This is a genomic window from Aurantiacibacter rhizosphaerae (assembly GCF_009807005.1).
Classification (GTDB): Bacteria; Pseudomonadota; Alphaproteobacteria; order Sphingomonadales; family Sphingomonadaceae; genus Alteraurantiacibacter; species Alteraurantiacibacter rhizosphaerae.
This window is the reverse complement of sequence record NZ_WUBR01000002.1, coordinates 391,276-414,539: the sequence shown is the minus strand read 5'-3', so window position 1 is coordinate 414,539 and position 23,264 is coordinate 391,276. Positions and strand designations below refer to the sequence as shown.

19 protein-coding genes and 2 tRNA genes are annotated in these 23,264 nt (G+C 62.1%); 4 read left to right on the top strand and 17 right to left on the bottom strand.

Features of this window, described 5'->3' with window-relative positions; genetic code table 11:
* On the top strand, positions 1–3,585 hold the full coding sequence (locus GRF63_RS09465; protein WP_160485768.1) for an error-prone DNA polymerase: 3,585 nt from the start codon (positions 1–3) through the stop codon (positions 3,583–3,585).
* Between the two features lie 82 nt (positions 3,586–3,667).
* On the top strand, positions 3,668–4,312 hold the full coding sequence (locus GRF63_RS09460) for an extensin-like domain-containing protein (protein WP_237392402.1): 645 nt from the start codon (positions 3,668–3,670) through the stop codon (positions 4,310–4,312).
* Here the strand turns inward: GRF63_RS09460 and phoB are convergent.
* From phoB to recJ, 11 genes are all read right to left on the bottom strand, one after another.
* Positions 4,309–4,998 (bottom strand): phosphate regulon transcriptional regulator PhoB, encoded by a 690-nt coding sequence (gene phoB, locus GRF63_RS09455; RefSeq protein ID WP_160485766.1) that lies wholly within the window; start codon positions 4,996–4,998, stop codon positions 4,309–4,311. The genes GRF63_RS09460 and phoB overlap by 4 nt on opposite strands.
* 115 nt (positions 4,999–5,113) lie before the next feature.
* A complete protein-coding gene (phoU, locus tag GRF63_RS09450; protein WP_202131667.1) occupies positions 5,114–5,782 on the bottom strand; it encodes a phosphate signaling complex protein PhoU in 669 nt (222 codons plus the stop codon).
* Positions 5,782–6,528 carry a phosphate ABC transporter ATP-binding protein PstB gene (gene pstB / locus GRF63_RS09445; RefSeq protein ID WP_237392453.1) on the bottom strand — a complete coding sequence of 249 codons (747 nt, stop codon included), beginning with the start codon at positions 6,526–6,528 and terminating at the stop codon, positions 5,782–5,784. Before pstB ends, phoU begins: the two co-directional genes overlap by 1 nt.
* An 83-nt stretch (positions 6,529–6,611) precedes the next feature.
* A complete protein-coding gene (gene pstA, locus GRF63_RS09440; RefSeq protein WP_160485764.1) occupies positions 6,612–7,871 on the bottom strand; it encodes a phosphate ABC transporter permease PstA in 1,260 nt (419 codons plus the stop codon).
* Complete coding sequence (gene pstC, locus GRF63_RS09435; RefSeq protein WP_160485763.1) at positions 7,864–9,249, bottom strand: phosphate ABC transporter permease subunit PstC; 1,386 nt, start codon at positions 9,247–9,249, stop codon at positions 7,864–7,866. The genes pstA and pstC overlap by 8 nt, the downstream gene beginning before the upstream one ends.
* A gap of 18 nt (positions 9,250–9,267) precedes the next feature.
* On the bottom strand, positions 9,268–10,308 hold the full coding sequence (locus tag GRF63_RS09430) for a substrate-binding domain-containing protein (RefSeq protein ID WP_160485762.1): 1,041 nt from the start codon (positions 10,306–10,308) through the stop codon (positions 9,268–9,270).
* A gap of 123 nt (positions 10,309–10,431) precedes the next feature.
* Entirely contained in the window at positions 10,432–11,835 is a 1,404-nt protein-coding gene (locus GRF63_RS09425) for a porin (protein WP_160485761.1), read from the bottom strand.
* 170 nt (positions 11,836–12,005) lie between these two features.
* Entirely contained in the window at positions 12,006–13,193 is a 1,188-nt protein-coding gene (locus GRF63_RS09420; RefSeq protein WP_160485760.1) for a sensor histidine kinase, read from the bottom strand.
* 85 nt (positions 13,194–13,278) lie between these two features.
* Positions 13,279–13,353 (bottom strand) — tRNA-Glu (locus GRF63_RS09415).
* A gap of 72 nt (positions 13,354–13,425) precedes the next feature.
* A tRNA-Glu gene (locus GRF63_RS09410) sits at positions 13,426–13,500 on the bottom strand.
* 80 nt (positions 13,501–13,580) lie between these two features.
* Complete coding sequence (gene recJ, locus GRF63_RS09405) at positions 13,581–15,362, bottom strand: single-stranded-DNA-specific exonuclease RecJ (RefSeq protein ID WP_160485759.1); 1,782 nt, start codon at positions 15,360–15,362, stop codon at positions 13,581–13,583.
* A gap of 380 nt (positions 15,363–15,742) precedes the next feature.
* Here recJ and GRF63_RS09400 point away from each other — a divergent pair, with 380 nt between their 5' ends.
* The gene (locus GRF63_RS09400; protein WP_160485758.1) at positions 15,743–16,321 is read left to right on the top strand and encodes a hypothetical protein; all 579 of its coding nucleotides are present in this window, start codon (positions 15,743–15,745) and stop codon (positions 16,319–16,321) included.
* Positions 16,322–16,395: 74 nt separating this feature from the next.
* Positions 16,396–16,869 carry an AHH domain-containing protein gene (locus GRF63_RS09395; RefSeq protein ID WP_160486305.1) on the top strand — a complete coding sequence of 158 codons (474 nt, stop codon included), beginning with the start codon at positions 16,396–16,398 and terminating at the stop codon, positions 16,867–16,869.
* Positions 16,870–16,879: 10 nt separating this feature from the next.
* On the opposite strand, the gene leuA is transcribed toward GRF63_RS09395, so the two are convergent.
* The 6 genes from leuA to ilvB all read right to left on the bottom strand — a co-directional run bounded on the left by leuA (position 16,880) and on the right by ilvB (position 23,189).
* On the bottom strand, positions 16,880–18,577 hold the full coding sequence (gene leuA / locus GRF63_RS09390; protein WP_160485757.1) for a 2-isopropylmalate synthase: 1,698 nt from the start codon (positions 18,575–18,577) through the stop codon (positions 16,880–16,882).
* A 279-nt stretch (positions 18,578–18,856) separates the two neighbouring features.
* Positions 18,857–19,501 (bottom strand): YceI family protein, encoded by a 645-nt coding sequence (locus GRF63_RS09385; RefSeq protein ID WP_160485756.1) that lies wholly within the window; start codon positions 19,499–19,501, stop codon positions 18,857–18,859.
* 85 nt (positions 19,502–19,586) lie between these two features.
* Positions 19,587–20,606: a ketol-acid reductoisomerase gene (ilvC, locus tag GRF63_RS09380; protein ID WP_160485755.1), complete on the bottom strand. Its 1,020-nt coding sequence runs from the start codon at positions 20,604–20,606 to the stop codon at positions 19,587–19,589.
* 11 nt (positions 20,607–20,617) lie between these two features.
* Entirely contained in the window at positions 20,618–20,917 is a 300-nt protein-coding gene (locus tag GRF63_RS09375; protein WP_160485754.1) for a hypothetical protein, read from the bottom strand.
* Positions 20,917–21,432, bottom strand: coding sequence for an acetolactate synthase small subunit (gene ilvN, locus GRF63_RS09370; RefSeq protein ID WP_160485753.1), 516 nt, complete (start codon positions 21,430–21,432; stop codon positions 20,917–20,919). Before ilvN ends, GRF63_RS09375 begins: the two co-directional genes overlap by 1 nt.
* 14 nt (positions 21,433–21,446) lie before the next feature.
* Positions 21,447–23,189, bottom strand: coding sequence for a biosynthetic-type acetolactate synthase large subunit (gene ilvB / locus GRF63_RS09365; RefSeq protein ID WP_160485752.1), 1,743 nt, complete (start codon positions 23,187–23,189; stop codon positions 21,447–21,449).
* Positions 23,190–23,264 lie beyond the last annotated feature (75 nt).

Here is a 23,264-nt window from a genome sequence, read left to right as displayed (position 1 = left end):
GTGCCCGATAGCGATGTCCTCCCCAAGCGCACGATCGAGCTTGATCCCGACAGCATAGACGCCCCGCCGCGCAGCGCTTTCGTCGAGCTCGGCATGCTCAGCTGCTTCAGCTTCCTGCGCGGTGCATCCGATGCGGTGGACCTGGTGTTGACGGCGCGCAGCCTTGGCTATGATGCCATTGGGATCGCCGATGCCAATTCCATGGCGGGCGTGGTGCGCGTGCATAGCGAGGCGAAGACGCTGAAGATGCGCCCCGTCATCGGCTGCCGGATAGAGACGGCAGAGGGCCTCGCCTTCCTCGCCTATCCCACGGACCGCGCCGCCTATGGCCGCCTGTGCACGCTGATCTCGGCAGGGCGCATGGCCACGCTGGATGGCGAGTGGCAGGAAAAGGGCGTGTGCGACATCTCGCTGCCCATGCTGGCCGAACATGCTGCCAAAGATGGGGAGGGCGGCATTCAGCTTATCCTGATCCCGCCGCGCGATCTGACAGAAAGGCTGACGGTGCCGGGCTGGGCCAGTAATGTGGTGGCGCTGGATGGCACGCTGCGCGAAGATCACGTGACCGGCACACTCTCCGATATCCTGCCGCACCTCGCTTCCGGCCTGCCCACCCTCGGCCATCTTGCCGCCAGCTACCTCTATCGCGGGGATGACATCGCCCGGATAGACCGGCTCGATGCCTTGGCCAGGGCGAATGGCCTCAGCCTGCTTGCCACCAACGATGTGCATTACCACGCGCCGGAACGCCGCCCCTTGCAGGACGTGATGACGGCAATCCGGCACAAGACCACGGTGGCACGCGCAGGCCACATGCTGCACGCCAATGCAGAGCGGCACCTGAAAAGCCCCCAGCAGATGCTGCGCCTGTTCGAGCGCTGGCCCCACGCCATCGCGGCCGCGCGCACCGTGGCCGATGCCTGCAATTTCAGCTTGGACGAGCTGAAATACGAATATCCCGAAGAAATCTATCCCGATGGCATGAGCCCGCAGGCCTATCTGGAAAGCGAGACATGGAAGGGCGCAAAACGCCGCTATCCCAATGGCTTGCCGGATTCTGTAAAGAAAACGCTTGAGCGCGAACTGGCGCTGATCGGCAAGCTGGAATTGGCGCGATATTTCCTCACCATCAAGGATATCGTCGATTACGCGCGCAGCGTGGATCCGCCGATCCTGTGCCAGGGGCGTGGCTCTGCGGCCAATTCTGCCGTGTGCTATTGCCTGGAAATCACATCTGTCGATCCCGCCAAGCACCAGCTGCTGTTCGATCGCTTCATCAGTGAGGAGCGCAAGGAGCCGCCCGATATCGACGTCGATTTCGAGCATGAGCGGCGCGAGGAGGTGATCCAGCATATCTATAGCAAATATGGCCGCCATCGCGCCGGCCTTGCCGCCACCGTCATTCACTATCGCCCACGCATGGCCATTCGCGAGGTGGGCAAGGCGATGGGCCTGTCCGAAGATGTCACCAGCGCCCTGGCGCGCACCGTCTGGGGTGGTTGGGGCAAGGAGGTGAGCGAGAAACATGCCGAGGAAACGGGCATGGACGTATCCGATCCGCACCTGCGCCGCGTCCTCAGGTTGACGGAGCAAATGATTGGAATGCCGCGCCATTTGTCTCAACACGTGGGCGGTTTCATCCTCACCGACGGGCCGCTGACGCAGACCGTGCCAATCGGCAATGGCGCCATGCCGGATCGCACCTTCATCGAATGGGACAAGGACGATATCGAGGCGCTGGGCATCCTCAAGGTGGATGTGCTGGCGCTGGGCATGCTCACCTGCATCAGGAAATGCCTGGACCTGCTGGAGAACCATCACGACCGCAAGCTGACGCTGGCCAGCGTTCCGCGTGAGGACCCGGAAACCTACGCAATGCTGCGCACCGGCGATTCGCTGGGCGTGTTCCAGGTGGAAAGCCGCGCGCAGATGAACATGCTGCCGCGCCTGCGCCCGCGCGAATTCTATGACCTGGTGATCCAGGTCGCCATCGTGCGTCCCGGCCCGATCCAGGGCGACATGGTGCACCCCTATCTGAAGCGCCGCCGCGGGGCGGAGCAGGTGCAGATCCCCGCGCCATCGCCAGAACATGGCGCGCCGGACGAGCTTTCCAGCATCCTGGAGCGTACGCTGGGCGTGCCCATCTTCCAGGAACAGGCGATGAAGATCGCGCTGGACGCCGCCCGCTTCTCCAGTGCGGAGGCGAACCGGCTGCGCAAGGCGATGGCCACCTTCCGCAGCCGCGGCATGGTGGATGAGCTGCAGGACATGATGGTGGAGCGCATGGTGACGCGCGGCTATGATCGCGATTTTGCGCAAAGGTGCTTCAACCAGATCCGCGGCTTTGGCGAATACGGCTTTCCCGAAAGCCATGCCGCCAGTTTCGCGCATCTCGTGTACGTTTCAAGCTGGCTGAAATGCCACTTCCCCGCGGCCTTTGCCTGCGGCTTGCTCAATTCGCAGCCGATGGGTTTCTACGCGCCTGCCCAGATCGTGCGGGATGCGCGCGAGCATGGGGTGGAGGTGCTGCCGGTGGATGTGAACCACAGCCAGTGGGATTGCACGCTGGAGGTTATCGGTGCTGCGCGGGGGGCAGCGCAGGATGGCAGAAGCGGGCGGCAGGACAGGCACATCGCCATGCGCCTTGGCCTGCGGCAGGTGGATGGCCTGCCCGAACATGTCGCCGCCGCGCTCGTCACCGCGCGAGAGGATGGCGGGCCCTATGCCGATGTTGCCGAACTGCGCGACAGGGCGCGTGTGCCGGTTGGGCATGTGGAGCGGCTCGCCAGTGCCGACGCTTTCGGCTCGATGGATATGTCGCGCAGGCAGGCCTTGTGGGATGCGCGCAGTCTGGTGGGGGGCATGGACCTGCCCTTGTTCGCCCATGCGGACGAGCGGGACGAGGGCGCAGAGCGGGGCAGGGCGATCCTGCCGAAAATGCCGCTGAGCGAGGAGGTGGTGGCAGATTACCAGACCACGCGCCTTTCGCTGAAAGCGCATCCGATGGCTTTCCTGCGCGCCAATTTGGCAGAGCGCGGCTTCGTGCGCGCATGCGATCTTCGCGCGCGCAAGTTCCGCAGCATGGTTCACGTGGCGGGCGTGGTGCTGATCCGCCAGCGGCCGGGCAGCGCCAAGGGCGTGTGCTTCATCACGCTGGAGGATGAGACCGGCGTCATCAACCTGGTCGTCTGGCCAGACCTGAAGGAGAAACAGCGCACCGTGGTGATGGGCGCGCGGCTGATGGAGGTGCGCGGCCGGGTGGAATATGATGACGAGGTGATCCACGTCTTCGCGCACCACATGACCGATGCGACGCAGCAATTGCACCTGCTGTCAGACGATCTGCTGAACGCGCCAGTCGCCCGTGCAGACCACGTGAACAGCCCGCTTTCGGGCAGGCTGAACCCGCGTGATGATCTGCGCAGCGGTTCGGATGACCCAGCCAACAACGCCAATCCCGCCATCCGGCCACGTGACTTGATCGACCAGTTGCCAAATGCAGATGGATCCCCAACGCGTGGCTCTAATCCCAGAGGCCATCCGCGCAATGCTCGGATCATTCCTAAGTCGCGGGACTTTCATTGATGTGACCCGCAAGAAGAAATGGCCAACCCCTCCCGCTGACGACCGCAAACTCGCGATATTAATGGTGTTGTTCGCCCTGCTGATGGCAGGACGCGTTTACCTGGCCGAAAATCCGCAGAACAATCCCTGGGCGCCGCTGGATCTGCGGGATGAGCGTGGCTGGGCGACACCTACAAAGCTGTCGGGCCTGCGCGGCAGTATCGAGGATTGCCGCGCGGTGCTGGATCGCAGCGAAGTGGCCTTCACTCCGCTGCCTGCCACGGGTGACGGAGAGTGCCGCCGGGACGATCGCCTGACGCTGGGCACCATGCCCTTTGCCCCGCGGTTCCCGCAGTTCACCTGCCCAGTGGCCGCGGGAATGGTGCTGTGGCTCGAGAAGGACCTGCAGCCGCTGTCGGAGGAGATTTTGGGCGGTAAAGTCGCACGAATTCAGCAGTATGGAACCTATAGCTGCCGCCGGATGTATAATGACGCCAACGCGCCGTGGAGCGAACACGCCACCGGCAATGCCATCGATATCGCAGGCTTCATTCTGGAGGATGGCCGCACCATCAGCGTGCTGCGAGACTGGGGCGAAGACGATGAAGAGGCCCGCTTCCTGAAGGCTGCACGCGATGCCGCCTGTGGCAACTTCGGCACCGTATTATCGCCGGAATACAACGCTGCCCATGCGGACCATTTTCACCTCGACCAGGGCCGCAATCCCGCGATGGGGGCCTGCCGCTAGACCGGCTCCAGCGCGTATCCGGCGGAACGCACGGTGCGGATGGGGTCGCGCGTGTTCTCTACAGCGATAGCCTTGCGTAAGCGGCGGATATGCACATCCACCGTGCGCTCCTCGATCTCGCTGCCTGTGCCCCACACGGCATCCAGCAATTGCCCGCGCGAGAATACGCGGCGCGGATGTTCCATGAAGAACTTGATCAGGCGGTATTCGGTTGGGCCGATATGCAACTGCCGTCCGCGCCGCTCCACCCGGTGGGCGACGGGGTCCAGCTTCAGATCGCCAGCCTCTATCGTTTCGCCAGCCAGGGCCGGGCGCACGCGGCGAAGTACGGCGGCCACGCGCGCGAGCAGTTCGCGAGGGGAGAACGGCTTGGTGAGGTAATCGTCCGCGCCGGTTTCCAGGCCGCGCACACGGTCATCCTCCGCCTCTCTCGCGGTCAGCATGATGATGGGCACATGGGCAGTCGCCTTGTCACGGCGCAGGCGGCGGCATACCTCGATGCCGCTAGTGCCTTCGATCATCCAGTCCAGGATGACGAGATCGGGCGCGTCTTCGGATGCCATCATCAGGGCATCGTCGCCATCGGCGGTTACGCGAACGTCGTAACCTTCGCTTTCAAAACGGTATTCCAGCAATTCGGCCAGTGCGATGTCATCTTCGACAAGCAGCAATTTGGGCGTGGACATTGAATTAGAGGCCCCTCGGGATTGCGGCATCGTCAACAATGCCGTGGAGCCCCTGATATTTCAATCTTGTGTCAGATTTGTTGCAAAGCGCCCAACCAATCCGCGCTTCGGCAAATTACCGCTCGATATCGCTGGGATAGGAGCCGGTGGCCGAATAATGCACCATCTCCGCGACATTGGTGGCGTGATCGCCGATCCGCTCAATATTACGAGCGACGAACAGCAATTGCGCGGCGCTGCTGATGGTGGAGGGGTTTTCCACCATGTGGCTGACGAGGTTGCGGAAGATGCTGTCATAAAAGGCATCGACCTTGTCGTCCCGCTCGATCACTTCGCGCGCAACCACCGGATCGCGTGCGGCGTAGGCGGTGAGAACGTCGTGCACCATTTCCGATGCCACTTCGCCCATGGCGGGCAGCAGCAGCAAGGGTTCGAACCGGGCGCGGCCTTCGATGCGGCCAACGCGCTTGGCGATGTTCTTGGCATAGTCGCCAATGCGCTCCACCACGCCGCCGATCTTCAGGGCAGCCACGATCTCGCGAAGGTCGTCGGCCATCGGCGCGCGCAGGGCGAGGATGCGGACGGCCATGGCGTCCACTTCTGTTTCCAGCGCGTCCAGCTTTTTATCGCGTTTCACGACTTCGGCGGCGAGCTCTTCGTCCCCGTTGACGAGCGCCTGCAGCGCCTCATGAATGGCGACTTCGGCAAGTCCGCCCATTTCTGCGATCAGGCCGCGCAGACGGGTGATGTCCTCGTCAAAAGCCTTGACTGTATGTTCGACCATTATCCGTACCGCCCTGTGATGTAATCCTGCGTGCGCTTTTCGACGGGATTAGTGAATATGTCAGACGTGTGTCCGTACTCCACCAGATTGCCAAGGTGGAAGAACGCCGTGCGCTGCGACACGCGGGCCGCCTGCTGCATGGAGTGCGTCACGATCACGATACCATAGCGGCCGCGCAATTCGTCAATCAGTTCCTCGATCTTGGCCGTGGCGATGGGATCGAGGGCGGAGCATGGCTCATCCATCAGGATCACTTCGGGATCGACGGCGATGGCGCGCGCGATGCACAGGCGCTGCTGCTGCCCGCCGGAGAGCGCGGTGCCGGAATCGGTGAGGCGATCTTTTACCTCTTCCCACAGGCCCGCACGGCGCAGGCTCTTTTCCACCACCTCATCAAGGTCGGACTTGGATTCGGCCAGACCGTGAATCTTCGGGCCATAGGCGATGTTGTCGTAGATCGACTTGGGGAAGGGGTTGGGCTTCTGGAACACCATGCCCACGCGGGCGCGCAATTGCACCACGTCCATGCCGCTGGCGTAAATATCATCTCCATCCAGCTCAATCGTGCCGGTGACGCGGGCGGAGGGGATGGTGTCGTTCATGCGGTTGAGCGCGCGCAGGAAGGTGGACTTGCCGCAGCCGGAAGGGCCGATGAAGGCAGTTACGAACTCGGTGTAAACGTCGATATTGACGCCATCGATCGCCTGTTTCGAGCCATAATATACGTCCACATCGCGGGCGCGCATCTTGGGCTCGCCCGTTTCGATGTTCTCGCTCTCCAGCGACTTTTGCGCCTGGTTTGCCAGGGGGCTGTCTGCGGTTTCGGACATCACCATTTCTTCTCGAATCGATTGCGAAGATAAATGGCCAGGCCATTCATCAGCAGGAGGAATATCAATAGCACGATGATCGCCGCGCTGGTGCGTTCCACGAAACCGCGGTCAATCTCGTCAGACCAGAGGAAGATCTGCATCGGCAGCACGGTGGCGTTATCGGTGAAGCCGTCGGGCGGGCTGGCAACGAAGGCACGCATGCCAATGAGCAACAGCGGCGCGGTTTCGCCCAGTGCGCGGGCCATGCCGATGATCGTGCCGGTTAAAATGCCGGGCAGCGCTAGTGGCAGAACATGGTTGAACACCACCTGCACCGGCGACGCACCGATGGCCAGCGCACCATCGCGGATGGAGGGCGGCACCGCCTTGATGGCGTTGCGCCCGGCAATCACGATCACCGGCATCGTCATCAGGGCCAGTGTCATGCCGCCGATCAGCGGGGCAGAGCGATAATTGGGGAACAGCCACAGGAACACCGCCAAACCCAGCAGGCCGAAGATGATGGATGGCACGGCGGCAAGGTTGTTGATCGACACCTCGATAATGTCGGTCCAGCGGTTCTTAGGCGCATATTCCTCCAGATAGAGGGCGGCCAGAACGCCGATGGGGAAAGCGAGCAGCAGGGTGACGACCATCGTGAGGATGGAGCCCTTGAGTGCGCCCCAGATGCCCACCAACTGCGGATCGGTGGCATCAGCGCGTTCCAGAAAGCCTGCATCGAATCGCTTGGCCAGCAATCCGCGATCAGACAGTTCCTTTGCCAGTGGCTGCAGATCTACATTGCCGTCTCCGGCGTAGGCGCTGGCCAGCGCTTCCGTGGTCGGCAGGGAGAACGTGTGTTCGCCGCGCAGCAGTGCGGGATCGTCAGCAAGATCCTGCGCCACCAGACGCCATGCCTCGCTGTTCAGCTGCTCAGCACCGGCGTCTCCCAGCGATTGCTGCGCGCTGAATTCCACAACGGCGGGCAGGCCCTGCGATTCGAGCGAGCGGACAATCGCCCGCTCATCATCCAGTGACGGGTTCACCGAAAGGCCAGCCTGCGTGAAGTTGATGGCAACCGGCATCTCTGCGCGCTGGAAACCGCCGATGCCGTTGATCGACATGGTGACCAGCAGGAACACCAGCACGGCCACGGAGAAAACGATTGCCGAAAGACCGGCGATCTTGAAACGCCGTTCTGCCTGGTAACGCTTTTTCAGCCGTGCCTCGAAAGCCGGTGTGCGCGTGGGCCGGATTTTGGGTGCGGTATCACTCATAAGCTTCGCGGAACCTCTTCACCACTCGCAATGCGATAATGTTGAGAACCAGTGTCACCATGAACAGCACGAAGCCCAGCGCAAAGGCCGCCAGTGTTGCCGGGTGATCGAAGCTGCCCTCGCCGGTCAGCAGGGCAACGATCTGCACGGTCACCGTGGTCATCGCCTCCAGCGGGTTGGCAGAAAGATTGGCGGCAAAGCTGGCGGCCATCACCACGATCATGGTTTCACCGATGGCGCGGCTGATGGCCAGCATGATGCCCGCCACGATGCCGGGCAGGGCGGCGGGCACCAGAACGCGCTTGATCGTTTCGTTCTGCGTCGCTCCCATTGCCAGAGAGCCATCCTTCATCGCCTGCGGAACGGCGGCAATCGAATCGTCCGCCATGGAGGAGACGAAGGGAATGATCATCACGCCCATCACCAGGCCAGCGGCCAGTGCGCTTTCGCTGGATGGGTTGGACACGCCCAGCGACAGCGCCATGTCACGAATGGCAGGCGCAATCGTCAGCGCGGCGAAATATCCGTAAACCACGGTGGGCACGCCAGCCAGAATCTCCAGCGCGGGCTTCACCCATGTGCGCACGCGGGGCGGGGCGTACTGGTTCAGGTAGATCGCGCTCATCATGCCCAGCGGAATGGCCACGATCATGGCGATGATCGCGCCGATGAACAATGTGCCCCAGAACAGCGGGATCGCGCCATAGCGGCTGCCATCGGGATTGCTGGCGCTGCTCATCGGATCGGGCGACCAATTGGTGCCGAACAGGAAATCTATGGGAGAGACCATGCCGAAGAACCGCACGGTCTCGAACACCAGGCTGACAAGGATGCCCAGCGTGGTGAGGATCGCCACCAGCGATGCCAGCAGCAGGGTGGAAAGCACGGCGCGCTCCACTTGGGTGCGGGCGCGGAAATCGGGTTTCAGGCGCAGGAAGGCGTAGGCAGCGCCCGCAGCCGCCACCAGCAATGTGACGATGAAGCCCACGATGCGATAGCGGAACAGTGCCTCCTCAAAAGGCTCCACCAGCGCGGCGGCCTCCTGATTGAAGACGCCAGACGTTGCGCCGGTAGCCACGTTGCGAGCCTCGGAAAGCAGGGTTTCGCGCTGCATGCCGAAAGCGGGCAGATCCGCCGCAGCGGGGCTGGCCAGCACGTGCTGAATGATAAGCTGTTCTGAAATGGGCGCCCAGATCAGGGCGAACAGCAGTGTTGGAACAACGATCCACAGCGCTGCATACCAGGCGTGGTAGACGGGCAGGGACGCGATGCGCCGGTTCTCGCTCGCGTTGCGAAACATCGCAGCACGCGAGCGAGCGACCAGCCAGCCGGCCAGCCCCAGTCCAAGGACGAGAAGGATTAGGGTGCTGGCAGACATATCCGCTAAGAGGTTTCCCTACTTCAAATCGGAAGCTGAAAGCGGAGTGAACTCGCTAGCAGCAGTGTTGTTGCGCGCCATAGCGTCTTCAGGATTAGGCACAAGCCCAACCTCTGCCAAAGGCCCGCCCGATCCCCAGTTGTTTGCCCATTCGGCCACGAATTCACGCAGGCCGGGGATGGCATCGAGGTGTGCGTTCTTCACATAGATGAACAGGGGGCGCGCGCCGACATAATCGAAGTTGGCGATGTTTTCGTAAGTGGGCTCCACGCCGTTCACGGTCAGGCCGTGCACGCGATCGGAGTTGGCTTCCAGGTAGGAGAAGCCGAAAATGCCGATGGCATCGGCATTGCCTTCGATCTTCTGCACGATCAGATTGTCCTGCTCGCCCTGCTCCACATAGGCGCCATCATTGCGCAGTTCGGTGCAGGTCGCTTCGAAAGCGTCCTCGTCCTGCTCTTCCAGCTCGGCCATGCCTTCACCCGATTCGCAGCCGACCATCAGCACCAGCTCGTTCAGCGCATCGCGCGTGCCGGAAGTGGAGGGCGGGCCGTACACCAGGATGGGCTTGTTCGGCAGCGAAGGATCGATGTCGCTCCAGTTCTCGAACGTCTGTTCCTTGCCATAGGGATTGGCGGCGATGGCCTGGTACATGATCTCTGGGGTCAGGTCGAAATCGATGCCGTTGGTGGCGCTGGCAAAAGCGATGCCATCGAGGCCGATCTGGATTTCGGTGACGCCTTCAACGCCGTTCTGCTGGCAGGTTTCAAACTCGCTGGCCTTCATCCGGCGCGATGCGTTCACGATGTCCGGCGTGTCCGGGCCGATGCCCGAGCAGAACAGCGCCATGCCGCCGCCGGTGCCGGTCGATTCGATGATGGGGGAGGCGAAATCGTGGTTGCGGGTGAAGCTTTCCGAAACGCGCGTGGCGAAGGGATATACAGTGGAGGAGCCTACGGCACGCACGCTGTCACGCGTGTCGCCGCCACCGGCGTTGTTACAGGCTGCCAGTGCGACAAGGGCAAGAGCCGAAGCTGCGGTACGAAAATTCACGGTCATGGTAATCCTCATTCGGTTGAGATGGCAGACCGCTAGGTCTGCTGTATGACGCCAATGCGACAGTCAGGAGTTCGGTGCGTGACCGCTTGTCATGATTGTCGCTAGCACATTGCGGTGGGTTTTCTAAAAGTCGATCTGCGCCCGCATCCCCAGCACATCGACGGAATAATCGCGCTCGCCCGCGCCGGTGGCATAAACTGCATCGTCATATTGCAGGCGGCCATAGTTGAAGGTGAGGCGGGTGTAATCGGTGGGCACCCATGCAAGCGATGCGAAATACCCGTTCTGCGTGCCACCGATGATGCCAGCAGCCGAATCGCTCAGGTCCAGGTAATCATAGCGCGCATTTATCTGGATCGCGCCGATGCCGCCTTCGTCCACCGGGTTGGCAGGGCGCGTGCGATCGAACTTGCCGCCCTTGTACCCGCGGCGATCGCCCGGCGTCAGGAACATGCCGACCTCGGCATAGCCGCCGAAGAAATTGGCATCGCCCATCAGTGCATCCGCGCGGTTTGCCTTCTGCCAGAAAGCTTCGCCCACAGCGTGGAAGGGGCCGCTGATGATGGCCGTTTCCAGCCCCAGCCCGATTTCGCTGTCGGCGCCGATATTGCCGGTGTTGATGAAGCGTTCCGAGGTAAAATGCACCAGCGGGCGCTGGCGATAGCGAACCGTGTCACCATCGGCCACGTCGGTATAATGCACGCTGCCGCCGAAGTGCAGCTGCGTTTCGCCCATCTTGGGGCTGGCCACGATGCGGGCATCGCCGCTCCATGTATCGCCGGGAATGTCTGCGATATTATCCGTGAACACGCCGGCCTGGAGGAGAATGGTGTCCGTCACATCCACCTGCGCGGAAACGCCCAGGCGACGCTCAAACCCGAAGGCATCGGTGAAGGCGGCGCGTTCCATGAAGGAGGACCAGCGGCTGCTCGTCAGCTCCTCCAGCGACTGGAAATTGTTGTGCTGGCCAACGGTCAGCGTCAGCGGGCCATCGTCATAGGTGATCAGGGCATCGGTTACGGCAACCTCGTCGCCTGCAAAATCCACCTCGATCTTGTAGCCGAAGCCGCCGGGAATATCGCCGCTGAAGCCAAGGCGCGCGCGGCGGATCTCGCTGCCGAATCCATCGGGCCGACCGGCGGAGGCGGGCGCATTGATCGTGCCGGCATCGATGTTGAGCCGACCGAATGGCTTGAACGACCATCCGCCCTCGGTCTCGAATTCCGGCGCGCCTGCCCATTTCGTGGTGGTGGCGGGCGCTGGCGCCGCGACGGCTGCGGCGGGGATCGATTCGCGCAATTGCACAACCTCGGCTGCCATTGCTGCGCGCTCCATCGCCAGATCGGCCTGCTGCGCTTCTGCCTGCACCTGCTCTGCTTCCAGTTCGGCAACGCGCTGATTCAGGCGCGCGACTTCTGCGGCGAGGGCGGCCACCTGGTCTTCAACAGACTGGGTTTCCTGAGCCATCACGGGGACGGAGGTAAGCGCCGTTCCGGCAAGGGCAGCTGCTGCAAATAGCTTTTTCATGACAATCGGGTTTCACTTTTGTTGCGAAGATGTGTGCCCGCTATGACCCGTTTGTGACGCCTTTGTTACAATGCAGGAATGCAGCCTCTCCGGCTGGGGAAAAGCTGTTGATAATTGTCCGGTTATGACAGGTGAATTGTAGTCGCTGGGGCGTTCAGGCGTTCAGGCGCTCAGGCAGCGTCCTGCATCAGCGGCAGGCGCACGGTAACGGTCGTGCCGTCTCCCTGCTTGCTGTCGATATCCAGCCGTCCACGATGCCGCTCCACGATGTGTTTGCAGATCGCCAGGCCAAGGCCGGTGCCGCCTGCTGCGCGGCTGCGACCGGGATCGGTGCGATAGAATCGGCGGGTCAGGTGCGGCAGGTGTTCCGGCGCAATTCCTTCGCCGTGATCGCGCACGGTCAGGATCGCCATATCCCGTTCGCCCCGCGTCAGGCTGACGTCCACCTGCTCCTCCGCCCCGCCATATTTCAGCGCATTGTCGACCAAATTGCGCACCAGCTGCTCCAGCTGCCGCGAATCGCCGCGCACCCGCAAATCATCCTCCTCAATGGACAGCGCGACCCGATCGAATCGCTCCAGCCCCGCGCCATCGCGGGAAGACTGGCGAATGATCGGCGCTATCTTCAGGGGTTCGCGCGGCTGGTCATGCTTTTCCGCTTCCACGCGGCTCAGCGACATCAGGTCATCCACCAGCGTCTGCAACCGGCGGGCTTCGCGCAGGACGGTGGCGTAGAATTTGCGCGCCTGCTTGGGCGGGATATCCTCCGCCTCGTCCTCCAGCGTTTCCATATAGCCGATGATGGAGGCCAGCGGCGTGCGCAATTCATGGCTGGCATTGGCCACGAAATCGGTGTGCGCCTGGCTGACATCAGCTTCCGACGTGCGATTGATCAGCTCCACCAGCGAATAACGCTCGTCGATTTGCTGAATGGTCATCTGCCAATTGCTTTTCGGGCCGGTGAGGCCCTGCACGGTAATGCTGCCGCCGCCCTTGCGCGACAGCAGGTCCACCGCGGCGGGATGGCGCAATGCGACGCGCGCATCCTGGCCGAGGATATGCTTGCCAACGGCTTCGCGCGCATTGGCATTGGCCATGATGATGCGATTGTTATCCAGCAGCAGCAGCGGCAGGCCGGAATGTTCGATCAGGTCACGCATGCCGGATCGGCTGATCTGCAATGCCTCCACCCGCTTTGTGCGCGGTTCGGGCGGGGGCAGGGGCACCAGCCAGAAAGACAGGATCCACACGCCCACCAGGGCCATGGACAGCGCAAAGCCAACGCCTGCAAACAGCAGCGCTGCGCCAGAGACGATGGCAAGCGCGATTGCTGCGGCCGGTATGCGGGAGCCTTCCATAGGCTGCGCTCATGCAAGAGAATTATGACAGTTTCCACCTCGAAGGGTGAAAGGTGGGGGCAAGGGTGTGAATAAATGCCGGTGCTGGTGACCCCTACGGGAATCGAACCCGTGTTTCAGCCGTGAGAGGGCCGCGTCCTAACCGCTAGACGAAGGGGCCTGTCATGCAGGGGATGCTGCGGGGCCCGGTGGGGCCGTTAGCTACCGTTACTGTCAGGAGGCAAATCCATCGTGGTGACCCCTACGGGAATCGAACCCGTGTTTCAGCCGTGAAAGGGCCGCGTCCTAACCGCTAGACGAAGGGGCCACGTGCGATGGAGCGGCGCAATTAGGGGGATGCACTCGCGCGGTCAAGCCCCGTTTGCAACATTATTGCCGGTCTTTTTGTCAGTCGGCCCAGGCGGCGTCTTCCAGGTGCAGTTCTGCGGCGGGCCTGGCGCCCCAATCATCGATTTTTGCGCGCCCTGCCAGCCACAGGCGGCGGCCCTTCGAACCGTGCAGGATCGACTGGCCCATTTCACTGGAAGCAGCGCGGAATGCGATGGCTTTCAGGCTGCGCCCGTCCTGCCCGGCAGCGATGATGCGCAGGTGATCATTGCCGACGATATCGGCCTTGATGATGTGCACCGGTCCCACGGCCACGCGCGGGCCGGGCCATCCCATGCCATAGGGACCGGCCCCTTCCATTGTTTCCACAAGATCCGGCGTCAATCCGCCCGGCGCAACCGAAAGATCCAGAAGCATGGTCTGTTCTGCGCTTGCCTTGGCAACGGTGGCGGCCAGCCGTTCATCCAGCCAATCCCGGAATTCATCCAGGCGATCCGATTCGATGGTGAGGCCCGCTGCCATCGCATGGCCGCCGCCCGCCACCAGCAATCCGGCCTCTCTTGCAGAGATGATGGCGGCGCCAAGGTCCACTCCCGCGATGGAGCGGCCCGAACCCTTGCCCTGGCCGGTTTCGGCATCCAGCGCGATGGCGAGGCTTGGCTTGCCGGTTTTTTCCTTGATCCGCCCGGCCACGATGCCGATCACGCCGGGATGCCAGCCCTTTGCTGCCACGCAGATGACGGATCGGTTGTGCTGCGCGGCAAGCTGCGCCTCTGCCTCTTCCTGCACCGCCGCCTCGATAGCGCGGCGATCTTCGTTGAGGTGGGAAAGCTGCTCTGCAATGGCGCGCGCTTCCTCCGGATCCTGCGTGGTCAGCAGGCGGACGCCCAGCGTCGCCTCTCCCACGCGGCCGCCTGCATTGATGCGCGGGCCAAGGGCAAAGCCGCAATCGCTGCACTTGGGTGCGGCCTTCAGGCGGCTGGCATCTATCAGCGCGGCCATGCCGATATTGGCGCGCTTGCCCATCACTTTCAGGCCCTGCGCCACGAAGGCGCGGTTCAGGCCGCGAATCGCCGCCACATCGGCCACGGTGCCCAGCGCCACCAGATCCAGCAGCGACATGAGGTTGGGCTCAGCCCGATCAGCGAAATAATCTCGTGCGCGCAAAGTGCGCACCACGGCGATGGCCAGCAGGAAGGCGACGCCAACCGCGGCAAGATGGCCGTGCGATGCGGCAAGGTCATTCTCGTCCAGCCGATTGGGATTGACCAGCGCATAGGTGCGCGGAAGATCGGGAGAGCATTTGTGATGATCCACCACGATCACATCGATCCCGGCATCATGCGCCATGCCCAGCGCCTCGTGCGCCATGGCACCGCAGTCCACCGTCACGATCAGGCTGGAGCCTTCCTCGCCCAGCTTCAGCAAGGCCTCTCCGCTGGGGCCGTAGCCTTCCAGCAGGCGATCCGGAATGTAATGCCGCGCATCATGGCCCAGCATGCGCAGCAGCAGGATCAGCAGGGCAGAACTGGTGGCCCCGTCCACGTCATAATCACCATAGACGGCAATGCTTTCCCCGGAAAGAACCGCCTCTGCAATCCGTTCAGCCGCGCGGTCCATGTCATTGAACTGGGATGGGTCCGGCAGGAAATCTCGCAGCGCAGGCTGGCGGTGGCGATCAAGATCTTCGGGCGCAACGCCGCGCGACAGCAGCAGCTGGGTGGTGATATCATGGCCAAGATCGTGAAGATCGCCTTCCACCTGCATGTTTCCGCCGCGCCATTGCCACGCCTTGCCAGAGAGGGATTGCGTTACACCAAGGATTGCGGAACGTGTTGCCATGGTGTTGATCTAGCGACTTGCGCGGCGTGTTCCAACGGGGCACGCGTTTCTCTCTACAGACACGTTTACCGCGCAATAATGGCATATTGCAAAGCTGGTTGCCTAACTTAAGCGTACGAGGACTCGACCAAAAGCTGCTTTCAAGGCAGGCTTTCCGGCATTGGAGGGGAAGAGGGACAGCATCTATCACCAGTGCCGAACGCCTTGATCACAAAGCGATAAAATCCTCCGCCTCGCTGCTGTTTGCTGCGGGGCAGCGGCCGTGCGCGCAAGAAATTGTCGCACTTGCGAATTCCTGCACGCAGTTCTGCGTCAGCCTCGATCCTTCCGCCACTGGCGGGCAGGATGGTGAGGGGTGGCTGGAACTGCTGGCCAATGGCATGACCTTCGATCTCACCGGGCTGGCCCCGCAACCCGGCAGTTCCCAGCCGGGAACCGTGCACACATTCGGCACGGCGCCGGGCTTTGATCCCGCGCAGTATGAGGCGATTATGATCCAGCCCGGCCCCCACCTTGCTGCAGGCGGCACCATGTTTCCCGTGGTGCGGACGCTGGCGATGGTGGCGGCCACGCTGGCGCAGATGGATAATGTGCAGGCCGTTGCCTGGCATCCCGCACGCGCCGTCAGCAATGCCGATTATTTCCGCCGCAGCGTGATGGGCTGGATAGAGGGCGGGGCGTTCCCCGGCCTCGGCCTGGCGGCGCTGTTCCCCACCGATACTGGCGGGCTACAGAGCGAGGGGCTGTCGCTATTCACCGGGCAGGAATTGTACATGACGCCCGAAGTGGTGACCGACCGGGCCGAGGCATCGAAGATCGCCCTGCGCCTGCTCAACTGGCTGGTTGAGAACGGGCGAATCACACAAAGTTTCGATTTTACAGGTCCTTCCGGGGAGACATTAAGACTGGAACCTGTGGATAACTCGGGTATTGTCGAGGTGTGGAGGGGCGCGCACTAAACGACGTAGCCCGAAGGGTTAGCGGATCACATCTTTGGAAAGACCGTCCGGCTCTGCCGTTTCGGTCTGTGAACATGCGTGGCCGCCCTGACTTTCAGGCAGACATGCAGCGGCACCATTTGCTGCCCCGCCAGATCCTGAAAACCGGTGCGCTGGGCGCGATGCTGTCCTACCTTGGGCGGGAGCCTGTTGGTTTCGATGATTTTCGGCGGAACGGCCTGCTGCTGCCGTGCAGCACGGCGGCTGCGCTGCGCGTGGGGCTGCCGCTGCACCGCGGGCCGCATCGCCTGTATAACGCGATGGTGCTGGAACGGGTGGGGCAGATCGAGGCGGAATGGTCGCGCGGCAGGACGCGCAGGCCGATGGATGCCGCGCGCGATGCCGTTCTCAGTTTGCAATTGCTGCAACGGGCGCTGCGCAGGCGGTTGCTGGATCCCGGAAACAACCGCCTGCGCCTCAGCCGGAAGGACCCCTTCACCTCCGGCGTGGATTTCACCGAGCTTGATGCGATGGTGGACCAGCTATGGTCTGCCACCGGATCGGATTAAGCACCGTCGATCAGAACTTCTGGGTGCCCGGCCCGTGTGCCGCGCCATTGGCGGCAGACAGGATCGCGCGCACGCTGGCGGTGGCCACGTCATCGTCAATCCCCACGCCCCAGCCGCTGCGCCCGTCGGGCAGGGCCCATTCGATATAGGCCGCCGCGCGCGAATCGACGCCGGTGCCCAGCGCATGCTCGGAATAATCGCGCACCTCGAAATCGAGGCCGTAAGTCTCGCGGATCGTCGCCAGGACAGACGAGATCAGGCCCTTGCCGCGGCCCGATACGCGCTGTTCCTCGCCATCCACCTTGATCGTGCCGGTGAAGACCTTGTCCCCATCGGCAGCGCGCGCCTCGTCATAATCGACCAGCGCGAATTTGCGGTTCTCGACCTGCAAGTAATAGGTTTTCTTGAAGCATTCCCAGATGTCGGGGGCGTTGAGCTCGCGGCCCGTATCATCGGCCATGAACTGCACGTGCTTGGAGAAATCGGCCTGCAATTTCTTGGGCAGTTTCAGGCCCTGCATCTGTTGCAGCACCCAGGCAAAGCCGCCCTTGCCGGATTGCGAGTTCACGCGGATCACAGCCTCGTAATCGCGGCCAAGATCGGCAGGATCGATGGGCAGATAGGGCACGCGCCACTGCTCGTCATTCTGCTGATCATGCGCCTCGAAGCCCTTCTTGATGGCATCCTGATGGCTGCCGGAAAAGGCCGTGAACACCAGTTCGCCGCCATATGGGTGGCGCTGGTGAACGGGAAGTTCGTTGCAATATTCCACCGTCTCGATCACCTTGTCGATGTCCGAGAAATCGAGTTCCGGATCAATGCCTTGCGTGTACATGTTGAGCGCCACTGTCACGAGGCAGCAATTGCCCGTGCGCTCTCCATTGCCGAACAGGCAGCCTTCAATGCGATCGGCGCCCGCCATCAGGCCAAGTTCTGCCGCGGCAACGCCGGTGCCGCGATCATTGTGCGTGTGCAGGCTGATAACCGCCGCCTCGCGATTGGGCAGGTTGCGGCAGAAATACTCGATCTGGTCGGCGTAGATATTGGGGGTGGCGGCCTCTACCGTGGCGGGCAGGTTGAGGATGATCGGCCAGTCCTTCGTCGGGCCGACGACGTTCATCACCGCCTCGCAAACCTCCAAGCTGAAATCGAGTTCTGCGGTGGAGAAGGTTTCCGGCGAGTATTCGAACTGCCATTTCGTGCCGGGCCGTTTCGCGGCCTCGTCCACCAGCAATTGCGCGCCGCGCACGGCAATCTCGCGAACTTCGTCACGGCTCATGCGGAACACGATGTCGCGCCATGCGGGGCTGACGGCATTGTACAAGTGTACGATGGCGGAATGCGCGCCCTCCAGGCTTTCGAAGCTGCGCGTGATGAGGTCCTCGCGCGACTGGGTGAGCACCTGCACCACCACGTCTTCCGGCACTTTGCCCGATTGCACCAGCCAGCTGATGAAATCGAACTCGGTCTGACCGGCAGCCGGGAAGCCGACCTCGACTTCCTTCACGCCCACTTCCACCAGTAGATCGAAGAAGCGCGTCTTTTTCGCGCGGTCCATCGGATCGATGATCGACTGGTTGCCATCGCGCAGGTCTGTACTCAGCCAGCGGGGCGGGGCGGTGATGGTGCGGGTGGGCCACTGCCTGTCGGGCAGGTTTACCTGCGGAAACGGGCGGTACTTGGCCGAGGGATCGGACAACATGGGCATGATGGCTACAGCCTTTTTCGACTTGCGACGCGCACGGCAAGAGCCGGCGCACATTTTTCAACGAGAGGTGGAAAGGCCCTTAGACGAGGTTCCTGCCAGATGGGCAGGACAAATGGCACGCCTAAGGGCGTGTTAGTCGCAGCAGGAGAAGGCTGTAGGCCTGCGTCATGTGGATATACCTAGGGACTATTGGTTAACAGGTCCAGCCACAATTCAGCCAAATACGAAACGGGGTGCGCAGCCGACAGGCCCCGCACCCCGCGTGGTGTTCGCTAAAGGTCAGTCCTTTTCGAAGGCGACCGTGATATCCAGCTCAACCTCATCACCCAGGCCGAACTGCGTGCCCCAGCCAAGGTTCCACTCGGAACGCGTGATGGTGGTGGTGCCATGGAAGCCCACGGTTTCCTTCTGGCTCATACCGTTGACGCCCATGCCCGAAAGCTCTGCATTGATGGTGACAGGCTTGGTAACGCCGTTGAAGGTGAGATCGCCCATGATGTGCGCGCTGTGATCGCCCGTCTGGTGAACGGCAGTGGACACGAACCGCGCAGGTTCGGGAGAGGGGCCGAAGAAATCGGGATCGGCGCCATCTTCACCGGCGCGAAGAAGATGGTCCTTCAGGCCCTGGCTGGCGACGGTGACATCCGCGATAGGAATGGTGACGTCGACGGATGAGTTCGACAGCGTTTCTGTATCGAGTTCCAGCGTGCCGGTGATGTCACCAAAGATGCCGAAATAATCGTTGAAGCCCAGGTGATCGAGGCCCCAGACAACCAGAGTGTGCGATGGATCGGTGGAATAGCTGCCCGATGTGATGGCGCTGGTGTCCATCGCGCCGTCTTCTGCGCCGTCGGTTTGTGCGACGGTAATTGCGGCGGTGGAAATTGCGGCTGCGCCCAGAAGGGCCAGAATCGGTTTACGCATGGTAAGTCTCCCGGTGGAAAGTCTGCACTGCAAGTGTACGCAGCGTCATGACATTGTCCACCGGGATAAACTTGATCGGCTGAGGTTAGTTCTTGTCCTTGTCCACCAGCTTGTTGGCGGAAATCCAGGGCATCATGGCGCGCAGCTGCGAACCGGTCTGCTCGATCGGATGCGCTTCGGCACGCTTGCGGGCGGCCTTCAGCTCTGGCTGGCCGGCGCGGTTATCCAGCACGAAGTTCTTCACGAAACGGCCCGACTGGATATCGTCCAGCACGCGCTTCATCTCTGCCTTGGTTTCATCGGTGATGATACGCGGGCCGGTGGTGATGTCACCGTATTCCGCCGTGTTGCTGATGGAATAGCGCATGTTGGCGATGCCGCCTTCATACAGCAGGTCCACGATCAGCTTGGTTTCGTGCAGGCACTCGAAATAGGCCATTTCCGGCGCGTAACCGGCTTCGGTCAGGGTTTCGAAACCGGCCTGGATCAGGTGGGTGATGCCGCCGCACAGCACGGCCTGCTCACCGAACAGATCGGTTTCGCATTCCTCGCGGAAGTTGGTTTCGATGATGCCGGAACGCCCGCCACCAACGCCGCTGGCATAGGCGAGGGCGATGTCATGCGCATTGCCGCTGGCATCCTGGTGGATGGCGATCAGGCAGGGCACGCCGCCGCCACGCTGATATTCGCTGCGCACAGTGTGGCCGGGGCCCTTGGGCGCGATCATGATCACGTCGATATCTTCGGGCGCTTCGATCAGGCCGAAATGGATGTTGAGGCCGTGGGCAAATGCCAGCGCGGCGCCGGGCTTCATATTGCCCCTCAGATCGTTCTCCCAGATCGCGGCCTGGTGTTCGTCTGGCGCCAGGATCATCAGGATATCGGCCTGCTCGGCAGCCTGCTTGTTGCTCAGCACCTCGAAGCCCGCAGCTTCGGCCTTCTTTGCCGTGGCAGAACCTTCGCGCAGCGCGATGGCGACGTTCTTTACACCGCTGTCACGCAGGTTCTGCGCGTGGGCGTGGCCCTGGCTGCCATAGCCAAGCACGACAATCTTCTTGTCGGTGATGAGGTTGAGGTCGCAATCGGCGTCGTAATAGACTTTCATTTTTCGTCCAATCAGGTCGTGTAGTGAGCGAGGAGCGTAAGCGCCCCGGTGAGAGTGATAAGCGGCCAGCCAAAAAGGCGGCCACAGGTCAGATTGTCATCGGCAATTCCCATCGAAAGAAGGGCTATGCCGGTGGCAAGGATGATCGCGGGCGTCGTGATATCGCCATGGGCTGACAGTGCAAGCACTGCGGCCATCGAAAGGCACAGCGCACCCGCCCAGTGCCAGGCGAAACGGGTTACTTGGCGGGTAACAGGCGATCCCGTGATCGCGCTATCGCCTGCCAGCAAGGTGGGACTGATGGCGTGCATCAAGACCCCTCGCTGCCGCGCATCATGCCCACGACACCGGACCGGCCGACTTCGACCAGCCCGAGGCTGCGCATCAGGGCGACGAAATTGTCGATCTTGTCCTTGGCGCCGGTCAATTCGAAAACGAAGCTTTCGGTCGTGGTGTCGACGACGCTGGCACGGAAGACATCGGCGATGCGCAATGCCTCCACCCGGTTTTCACCCGTGCCGCGCACTTTCACCAGCGCCAGTTCACGCTCCACATGCGGGCCTTCGTCGGTAAGGTCCGTCACGCGGTGAACCGGCACCAGCCGTTCCAGCTGTGCCATGATCTGGTCTATCACCTGCGGCGGGCCGCCGGTAACCACGGTGATGCGGCTGATTGCGTGATCTTCGGAGATGTCCGCCACGGTCAGGCTATCGATATTATAGCCGCGCGCGGTGAACAGGCCGGTGATCTTGGCCAAGATGCCCGGTTCATTATCAACCACGACAGTAAGAACATGCCGTTCGGCTTCGCGATGCTGAATTTTCATGTCGCTGATTGTCCTTACACCAGAGCCTTGGCTTCATCAGCCATGATGCCGCTGGTGCGATCACCATGCAGCAGCATTTCGGTGTGCGCCGCGCCCGACGGAATCATCGGGTAGCAATTGGCATCCTTCGATACGAGGCAATCCACCATCACTGGCCCATCATGCTCCAGCATGGCACGGATGCCATCCTCCAGCTCGCTTTCGGAATTGATGCGGATACCCTTCCAGCCATAGCTTTCGGCCAGCGCCACGAAATCCGGCAGGCTGTCTGAATAGCTGTTGGAATAACGGCTTTCATAGGTCAGTTCCTGCCACTGGCGAACCATGCCCATGTACTCGTTATTGAGGATGAACACCTTCACCGGCAGGCGGAACTGGCTGGCGGTGCCCAGTTCCTGGATATTCATCTGGATGCTGGCCTCTCCGGCGATATCGATCACCAGGTCATCCGGATTGCCCAGCTGCGCGCCGATTGCGGCAGGCAGGCCATAGCCCATCGTGCCAAGGCCACCGCTGGTGAGCCACTTGTTAGGCGCCATGAAGCCGAAATACTGCGCCGCCCACATCTGGTGCTGCCCCACTTCGGTGGAGATGATGGGATCGCGGTCCTTCGTCATGGCGAACAGCGTTTCAATCGCCTTTTGCGGCATCAGCGTGTTCTCGGTTGCCGGATAGGCCAGGCTGTCACGCGCCTTCCACCCGGCAACGCGGGCTTTCCATTCGCTCAGGTCCGCAGCTTTGCGGTTGCCCCAGCACTCGATCATCTGTTCCAGAACGGTGCCGCAATCGCCCACGATGCCCAGATCCACCGGCACAACCTTGTTGATGCTGGCGCGGTCGATATCGATGTGGATCTTCGTGGAACCCGGCGCAAAGGCATCCAGTCGGCCGGTCACGCGATCATCAAAGCGCGCGCCGACGCACACCATGACATCGCACTGGTTCATCGTCATGTTGGCTTCGTAAGTGCCGTGCATGCCCAGCATTCCCAGCCAGTCCGGGTGGTCTGCCGGAAACGCGCCCAGGCCCATCAAGGTGGAGGTGAGCGGCGCGCCCGTCAGCTGCTGGAACTTGCGCAAGGCAGCCGATGCCTGCGGCCCGGCGTTGATCACGCCGCCGCCTGTATAAAGGACGGGCCTTTCAGCATTGGCGATCAGATCGATGGCCTCGGCAATCTCCTCCGGCGCTGCTACGGTGCGCGGCTGGTATCGCTTGCGCCGTTCTGCCGCGCCTTCGGGCATGTCTGCCGTTGCGATCTGCACGTTCTTGGGAATATCGATGACGACGGGGCCGGGGCGGCCGGTCATGGCGATCTCGAAAGCTTCCTCGATCGTCGCGGCCAAGTCTGCCGGGTCTTTCACCAAGTAGTTGTGCTTTGAACAATGCCGCGTCAGGCCAACGGTGTCGGCTTCCTGGAAGGCATCGGTGCCGATGAGGTTGGTGGGCACCTGGCCGGTGATCACCACCAGCGGGATGGAATCCATGAAGGCATCGGCAATGCCGGTAATGGCATTGGTGGCGCCGGGGCCGGAGGTGACGAGCACGACGCCGGGCTTGCCGGTGGAGCGGGCATAGCCTTCCGCTGCATGCGCCGCGCCAGCTTCGTGCCGCACGAGGATGTGGCGCACGCGATTGTCGGAAAACAGTTCGTCGTAAATGGGCAGCACTGCGCCGCCCGGATAGCCGAAGACATATTCGACACCCTGACGCACCAGGCTCTCAACTAATATCGCAGCGCCGCTGCGTTCGTCCGACACGTTCTTCTCCTTCGGTTTCCTTAAGAAACGACCCGGCACAATCGCTTGCGCCGGGCCAACCTCTCCTACTCACCG

Bases quoted from the DNA above. Each gene is read 5' to 3' on its own strand.
- GRF63_RS09460 (WP_237392402.1), top strand. From the start codon at position 3,668: ATGGCAGGACGCGTTTACCTGGCCGAAAATCCGCAGAACAATCCCTGG.
- phoB (WP_160485766.1), bottom strand. From the start codon at position 4,998: ATGTCCACGCCCAAATTGCTGCTTGTCGAAGATGACATCGCACTGGCC.
- phoU (WP_202131667.1), bottom strand. From the start codon at position 5,782: ATGGTCGAACATACAGTCAAGGCTTTTGACGAGGACATCACCCGTCTG.
- pstB (WP_237392453.1), bottom strand. From the start codon at position 6,528: ATGCGCGCCCGCGATGTGGACGTATATTATGGCTCGAAACAGGCGATC.
- pstA (WP_160485764.1), bottom strand. From the start codon at position 7,871: ATGAGTGATACCGCACCCAAAATCCGGCCCACGCGCACACCGGCTTTC.
- pstC (WP_160485763.1), bottom strand. From the start codon at position 9,249: ATGTCTGCCAGCACCCTAATCCTTCTCGTCCTTGGACTGGGGCTGGCC.
- GRF63_RS09430 (WP_160485762.1), bottom strand. From the start codon at position 10,308: ATGACCGTGAATTTTCGTACCGCAGCTTCGGCTCTTGCCCTTGTCGCA.
- GRF63_RS09425 (WP_160485761.1), bottom strand. From the start codon at position 11,835: ATGAAAAAGCTATTTGCAGCAGCTGCCCTTGCCGGAACGGCGCTTACC.
- GRF63_RS09420 (WP_160485760.1), bottom strand. From the start codon at position 13,193: ATGGAAGGCTCCCGCATACCGGCCGCAGCAATCGCGCTTGCCATCGTC.
- recJ (WP_160485759.1), bottom strand. From the start codon at position 15,362: ATGGCAACACGTTCCGCAATCCTTGGTGTAACGCAATCCCTCTCTGGC.
- GRF63_RS09400 (WP_160485758.1), top strand. From the start codon at position 15,743: ATGACCTTCGATCTCACCGGGCTGGCCCCGCAACCCGGCAGTTCCCAG.
- GRF63_RS09395 (WP_160486305.1), top strand. From the start codon at position 16,396: ATGCGTGGCCGCCCTGACTTTCAGGCAGACATGCAGCGGCACCATTTG.
- leuA (WP_160485757.1), bottom strand. From the start codon at position 18,577: ATGCCCATGTTGTCCGATCCCTCGGCCAAGTACCGCCCGTTTCCGCAG.
- GRF63_RS09385 (WP_160485756.1), bottom strand. From the start codon at position 19,501: ATGCGTAAACCGATTCTGGCCCTTCTGGGCGCAGCCGCAATTTCCACC.
- ilvC (WP_160485755.1), bottom strand. From the start codon at position 20,606: ATGAAAGTCTATTACGACGCCGATTGCGACCTCAACCTCATCACCGAC.
- GRF63_RS09375 (WP_160485754.1), bottom strand. From the start codon at position 20,917: ATGCACGCCATCAGTCCCACCTTGCTGGCAGGCGATAGCGCGATCACG.
- ilvN (WP_160485753.1), bottom strand. From the start codon at position 21,432: ATGAAAATTCAGCATCGCGAAGCCGAACGGCATGTTCTTACTGTCGTG.